Raw genomic sequence first — 6,390 nt, forward strand, 5'->3', positions numbered from 1 at the left:
CTCGGCCTCCCCGGCGATGGCGAACCACTCGGCCTTCGCCGGCTCGGTCGGCACGACCACCGCCCGGATGCGCAGCGGCCGGCCGGTGGCGTTCGACACCGTGAAGGAGGTCTCGCCGTTGCCGGTCCCGTCGAGGCTGACGGTGGAGGCTGCTGCGGTGATGGCGAAGGCGTCGGGCACGTCGTCTCCCTACACCAGCGCGACCACGACGGCGGCGACGAGCACCAGCGCCATGATCGCCCACGCGACCTGCGGGATGTCCTTGATCGTCGCGCCCCAGCTCTTGGCGATGGGGTTGACGGTGGGCGTGGCCTTCGCGCCCGAGTACCAGGCGATCACCGAGTCGACCACGATGGCGACGCCGATGGCGACGAGCCCCTTGCTCGACGTCGCCGCGCCGGCGATGGCGGCGGCGAGGCCGGCGGCGATGGCGAAGCCGAAGCCGACCCAGTTCGGGATGCGCCCGACCGCTCCCTGGTAGGCGCTGTTGACGGTGTTCATTCGTCCCCCTCGACGACGGTTGGTCAGAAGGAGAAGCGAACCTCGCTGGTCAGCCAGGCGGGCTTCTCCGTGGAGACGATCAGGCGGACGAGGTCCTGATACGCCTCAGCGCCCGGCGGGGCCACCACGACCAGGTGGAACGGCAGGCGGCGCCCGTCGGCGTCGGCCGGACGCTCGTCCACCTGGAACCCCGTGAGGCCGGTGGCCAGCTCGAGCAGGCGCACGAGGCCCTTCTCGGTGCCCCGCCAGGCGGCGAGCCAGGCGCCGGCGGCGACCAGCGACCGCAGGGCGCCGTGCCCGCTCGGCAGGGTGCGGACGGCGCCGGCCGGCGCGTGCGGGTCGTCGGTCAGCAGCCAGCCGAGGTCGACCCAGGTGGCCAGGTAGGGGACGAGCTGGTCGGGGGCCAGCCAGGGGTCGGCGACCTGCTCGACGTGGTCGAGGACGTCCTCGACCGGGGCGTGGAGCGCCTCCATGGCGTCGAGGACGGCCCCGAGGACGTCGCCCGGGTGGACGGTCCGCTGGACGACGCCGGGCAGCAGCCGCTCGAGCTCAGCCCGCCGCATCCTCACCGACCACCGTGAGCTCATGAGGACCGGAGACGAACAGCCACGTCGGCGGCAGGGTGACGGCCTCGCGGAACACCCGCTCCGACGTCGGCTCGTAGGTGGCGCCGCCGTCGGTGCTGCGGTTGGCGCCGGCCGGCCCGCCGGCCATCACGAGGCCGGCGCGGTGCGAGGTGGCGACGGCGTCGACGGGGTGGAACCGCCCGGTGTCGCGCAGGGGCAGCCGGCTGGCGACGTCGGACGCCGTCCACGACGGCCGCTCGGCGGAGGCGTCGAGCCGGAGCACGCCGGCCGTGTGGGACGCGGCGAGGGCGGTGGTGTCGAGGAAGGCCAGGTCGTGGCACGACCCTCCCACCCAGCCCTGCGACATCGGCACCCAGCCCTCGGGCGGGTCCTCGGCGCCCCTCAGCTCCCAGCGCAGCGCCCCGCTGCCCGGCTCGTCGCCGGGGACCGTCACCCCGGCCCACAGGAAGCGGGTCGGTCCGACCGTCTGCACGGCGAGGCGGCGCACGTCGGTCCCCGCCAGCCCGACCTTGCGGAACGTCCCGGGTCGCCCGCCCCGGCTCGACAGGTAGACCCCCCGCTCGTCCTGGGCGGCGACGGCGACGGTCAGCTCGTCGCGCACGTCGAGCGCGGCGACGACCGAGTAGCAGCCGAGGTCGGGGTCGGCCGCGTCGACCAGCACCTGCACCGGCGTCCCGCCCGGCGCCAGCTCGAACAGCCCGCGGTCGGTGGCCAGGAGCACGACCGGCTGGCCGTCCCGCAGCAGCCAGCACAGGTCCTCGACGTGATAGCCGAAGCGCCCGGCCGCCGACCACGTCTCGCCGAGGTCGCCGGACAGGTAGACGGCCGACTCCTCGCCCCCGCCCACCCGCACGGCCGCGGCGACCAGGCCGGGCCGCTGCGGGCTGGTCCTCACGACCTCGGCCGTCTCGCCCGCGAAGCGCCCGGCCGGCTCCCAGCCCCGCCCGTCGTCGAGGGAGCGGAACACGGTCTCCCCGCTCGCCGCGAACCAGGTCGACGGCTGGAAGGCGTCGGCGGCGAGCGAGCGCACGGTGAGCGGCACCTCGTCGACCAGCAGGCGGACCTCGTCGGCGAACCGGACGCCCGGCTCCTTCAAGACGACGTCGTACACGTGCGACGCCCGCAGCGGCTGGCCGAAGCGCCACCCGAGCGGGTTGCCGGGCGACGGGAGGGGGTTGACGGCCTCCCGGAGGCGGTGGTCGAGCCGGGCCCTGACGGCCTCGGGGTCCTCCGAGCGGTGGACGACCACCCTGGCGCTCACCCGCACCTGCTTGTAGTTGGCCCAGCGGACGACCATGTCGACGCCGAGCGGGCGGCGTTCGTCGAGGGTTGCCCTCACCCGGCCGGCGGCGTCGGCCGTCTCGGCGGCCCGGAGGGCGGGGAGGTCGACGGCGGCGGCGCCGTCGGGCGGGCCGGCGGCCGGCACGATCGTTACCTCGACGCTGCCCGGCGCGGCGTGGCGCCACAGCTCGGCCCTCGTGAAGGCGGCGGCCCTGGCCACGCCGGCCGCGCTGCCGACGGCCAGCGCCTCCACGTCCCGCGCGGTGACGGCCCGCCGGGGCGTGTGCAGCTCCTGGGGGCCGCGCACGAGCGCGTTCTCGACCGTCTCGACCGCCCGGCCGCCGATGGCCGGCGCCCGGTTGGTGACGGTGACGCCGGGGACGGCCGACCGCAGCTGGGTGAGGGTGCCGCCGGCGACGTTGCCGGACGGCCCGCCGCCCCGCCGGTACCAGAGGCGGATCTCCCGCCCGGCGGCCGGCACCTCGGCGAGCGGCCCCGGCACGCCGGCGAGGTCGGCCGGCTCGGCGCCCGGCTCGCCCGGCCGGGCCTGGAGGCGGGCGGCCGGCGCGAACGTGACCGTCCCCGCCACCCGGTCGACGACGTAGACGAACCGGTCGTCGCCCACGTCGGCGAAGCTCTGCACCTCGCGCCACAGCCGGTAGGCGCGGCCGTCGTGCTCCCTGGCCGCGGCGCGCCCGGAGAGCTCGTCGGCGGTCGCCTCGACGCCGACGACGAGGTCGGTCCCGTCGTCCTCGGCGACGACCAGCGGCGGGCGGGCGGCCCGCACCACCTGCCCGGGCAGGCCCGTGCCCCGCCCGGCCAGCTCGGCGTCGACGACGTCGCAGTGCCGGGCCCGCACCTCGACCTCGGTGGCCGCCGGCTCGAGCACGGCGTCGGCGACGGTGACGAACACGGGCACCTCGCCGCCCCCGTCGGGCCGCCCGGTGCCGACGCGGGTGCCGGCCGGGATGCGGATGGGGCCGGGCTGGCCGCCCTGGCCCTGGCGGGAGAACACCAGTGTCGTGCCGGCGGCGGCCGGCGGCGCGAGGCGGACGCCGAGCAGCTTCAGGAGCTCGACGTAGACCTTCTCGGGCACCTGGTTGAGGCGGTACAGGAGGACGTCGGTCAGGTGGGCGAACAGCTCGAGCAGGACGATGCCCGGGTCGCCCGGGGTGAGGTCCGTCCACCCGGGGCAGGACGCCCGCACGACCCTCGTGGCCTCGGCGACGAGGTCGGCGAAGTCCCGGTCGTCCAGGTTCGGCGACGGCAGCGAGGTCACGGCGCACCTCCGGCGTCGGCGGCGTGGGCGGGCCCGCCGGCGCGGCGCGGGCCCGGGTGCGCAGCCGGCGGGAGAGCGGCGGGCGGTGGTGGGACCCGACGCCGGTGTCGGTCGCCATCCTCGAGGATGGTCGTCGGCCGGCGCGCCGCCCCGGTGTGACGCCGCATCGGGCTCGCGGCGCAGTGGGCGGCGAGGCGGGCAGGCGGGAGCGGCCTCACTCGGCACCTCCGAGGTCGACGGCCACCCGGAGCGCCTCCCGCTGCCGGGTGCGCCTGACCCGGTAGTCGAGGGTGACCTCGAGCCGCTCGGGCGCCTCCGCGTCCCGGTCGGCCTCGACGCCGATGACCTCCACGCGGGGCTCCCACCGCTCGACCGCCTGGCGCACGTAGTGGATGGCGAGACCGGCCGTCGTGTCGTCGTTGGGGCTGAACACGAGCCGGTGCAGCGGGCAGCCGTAGTCGGGGCGCATCACCCGCTCGCCGGGGATGGTGGACAGCAGGAGCAGCAGCGACTGCCGGACGGCGTCCGCGCCGGCGACCATGTCGACCCCCCCGGTCGAGGCGACGCGCAGGCCCGGCCAGTCGTCGACCTGGTCGAGGTCGGGGTGCAGGAACCGCCAGGCGCGGTCGGGCTCGGTCACGGCCGCGGCCGCCTCGGTGGGCGGGGGAGCGGCGCCCCGGCGGCACGGCCGGCGGCGGTGCGGGCGGTCGTCATCCGGTGCAGTCCACGAGGTCCTGGCCCGGGCGGTTGACCTTGTACTTGACGACGCCGGGCGGCGTGCCGTCGGTGAGCCCGAGGACGGAGTCGAGGCAGATCGGGCGGCCGTCGATGCGCACGAACGTGGAGTAGCCGACCCGCACCTTCAGGGTGGTCTGGCAGGGGCGGATGGTCGGGCCGATGTTCGGGCACCCCTTGATCGGCCGCTGCTCGGGGTCGGGCTCGACGAGCAGGCGGCGGCCGTCGCCCCGCACCCAGTCCTGGGCGGGCGCCAGCTCCACCCGCCCGAGCTCGTGCCGGCAGACGAGCAGCGCGTCCTCGTTCAGCACGAACACGGTCACGCCCTCTCGAAGTCGACGGCGCTGGCGCGGATGGCGATGCGGCGGCCGGGGGCCTCGACGACGAGGTCGACGGCGGCGTGGAGGAGGACGCCGTCGGGCGAGAGGACGAGGGAGCTGCCGGTCGGGTCCTCGAGGCGGATGGTCCGGCCGGCGTCGTCCAGCGTGAGGCGGTGGCCGGCCGTCGTGCCGAGCGTCCAGCGGGTGACCTCGCCGCCGTCGAGGCCGGCGTCGGCCGGGCCGCTCGCCCCGAACATGGCCCCGACCACGATCCCCCTGGCCGGGTCGCCGCCGGGGAGCAGGACGAGCACGAGGTCGTCCGGGTCGGGGAGCGTGACGAGGCCCTTCCCGGCGCCCGCGCCGGCTGCGAGGACCTGCATCCAGGCGCTGGCGAGGTCGCCGAGCGCCGGGAAGCGCACGCGGACGCGGCCGATCCCGGCCGGGTCGTCGACGGCGTCGACCACGCCGAGGGCCATCGTCGCCGCGTCGGGCCCGGGGGGCGCGGCGGTCGGGGCCGGGGGCTCGGGCGGCGCCGTCGACAGGCGGGTGACGTAGCCGGTGTCGGGGCCGACGACGTGGTCGACGGCGGTCAGCACGTACCGCCCGCAGAGCGCCCGGTCGATCCCGGTGACGTCGATCGGGGTGCCCGGACGGAGACGGGGGTCGCCGTCGGCCACGCCCCGCAGCACGACCTCGCCGGCCGACCGGCGGTCGAGCTCGGACTGGGCGACGGCGCGGGCCTGGTCGTCGTCCGTGGCGGTGACGTTGGCGAGGCGGCGGACGGCGTCGACGTCGACCGACGCGTCGACCCTCGCCCGGCCCCGCCGCTCGCCGGCTGTGCCCCGGTGGGCCTCGCCGAGCAGCGGGTCCCAGCCCTCGGTCTCCACCCGGCCCGCCGCGCAGGTGGCGTTGCGCTCGACGGCGACCTCGAGCAGGCCGGTGCCGAGCGCCAGGGCCACCGGCTCGCCGATGCCGGCCGGCGTGAACAGGTGGACGACCTCGCCGCGCAACGTGCACCAGAGGCCGGACCGGGCCGCCACCTCCTGGAGGAGCTCGAGGTCGGTCTGGCGGTGCTGGAGGAGGAGGGGCCAGGTCGGTCCGCCCTCGTCGCACTGGACGTCGAGGCCGGCCGGGGCGGCGAGCTCGGACGCCAGGGCGGCGGCGGTGACGTCCTCGTGCGCGACGGCCGGCTGGCGGGTGCGGAGCCGGTGCAGGCGGTCGTAGGCCCTGACCCTGACCTCCCTCGTGCGGTCGGGCCCGTAGGCAGTCTCGACGGCGGTGACGTCGCCCTCGAACAGCGGCACGCCGCCGCCGGCCAGGGCCACCCGCACGGGGGTGCCGGGGGCGAGTGCGGCGGCGGCGTCGAGCGGGCCCGGCGGGTCGGCGAAGGTGAGCTCGCACTGCGCCGGCAGGCCCAGGCGCTGGGCGACGCGAACGCCGGTCAGGGCCGGGCCGAGCGTGCCGCCGGCCGGCGACCCGCCGACCCGGAGGTCGAGGCGCGGAAGGGTGGCGACGGCGGCGACGCTCATCGGGCGGCCGCCGTCGTGGAGGACGAGGGCGACCCGGCGGCCACGGCGGCGCCGGGTGCCGGTTGGAGGGCGTCGAGCGGCGGGACGCGGAGGAGCCGGCCGGGCGGGACGCGGGCGGGGTCGGTCACGCCGTTCACCGCGGCCAGCACGCGCCAGAG

The 6,390-nt window shown here is 77.3% G+C and carries 7 protein-coding genes; all 7 read right to left on the reverse strand.

The window, feature by feature from the left end:
- The coding region (locus VGB14_08375; protein HEX9992926.1) for a hypothetical protein at positions 1–180 on the reverse strand (180 nt) is incomplete at its 3' end.
- A 9-nt stretch (positions 181–189) separates the two neighbouring features.
- The gene (locus VGB14_08380) at positions 190–501 is read right to left on the reverse strand and encodes a hypothetical protein (GenBank protein ID HEX9992927.1); all 312 of its coding nucleotides are present in this window, start codon (positions 499–501) and stop codon (positions 190–192) included.
- Positions 502–524: 23 nt separating this feature from the next.
- The gene (locus tag VGB14_08385) at positions 525–1,064 is read right to left on the reverse strand and encodes a phage tail protein (protein HEX9992928.1); all 540 of its coding nucleotides are present in this window, start codon (positions 1,062–1,064) and stop codon (positions 525–527) included.
- Entirely contained in the window at positions 1,051–3,648 is a 2,598-nt protein-coding gene (locus VGB14_08390) for a baseplate J/gp47 family protein (protein HEX9992929.1), read from the reverse strand. Before VGB14_08390 ends, VGB14_08385 begins: the two co-directional genes overlap by 14 nt.
- Before the next feature lie 214 nt (positions 3,649–3,862).
- A complete protein-coding gene (locus tag VGB14_08395; protein HEX9992930.1) occupies positions 3,863–4,288 on the reverse strand; it encodes a GPW/gp25 family protein in 426 nt (141 codons plus the stop codon).
- Positions 4,289–4,358: 70 nt separating this feature from the next.
- Positions 4,359–4,706: a hypothetical protein gene (locus VGB14_08400; protein ID HEX9992931.1), complete on the reverse strand. Its 348-nt coding sequence runs from the start codon at positions 4,704–4,706 to the stop codon at positions 4,359–4,361.
- Entirely contained in the window at positions 4,703–6,232 is a 1,530-nt protein-coding gene (locus VGB14_08405; GenBank protein ID HEX9992932.1) for a phage baseplate assembly protein V, read from the reverse strand. Before VGB14_08405 ends, VGB14_08400 begins: the two co-directional genes overlap by 4 nt.
- Between the last annotated feature and the right edge of the window lie 158 nt (positions 6,233–6,390).

The sequence above is a fragment of the Acidimicrobiales bacterium genome (genome assembly GCA_036399815.1).
Taxonomy (GTDB): Bacteria; Actinomycetota; Acidimicrobiia; order Acidimicrobiales; family DASWMK01; genus DASWMK01.

What these genes read in the sequence shown, in the direction of transcription:
- VGB14_08385 (HEX9992928.1), bottom strand. Translation starts at nt 1,064, where the DNA reads ATGCGGCGGGCTGAGCTCGAGCGGCTGCTGCCCGGCGTCGTCCAGCGG.
- VGB14_08405 (HEX9992932.1), bottom strand. Translation starts at nt 6,232, where the DNA reads ATGAGCGTCGCCGCCGTCGCCACCCTTCCGCGCCTCGACCTCCGGGTC.
- VGB14_08380 (HEX9992927.1), bottom strand. Translation starts at nt 501, where the DNA reads ATGAACACCGTCAACAGCGCCTACCAGGGAGCGGTCGGGCGCATCCCG.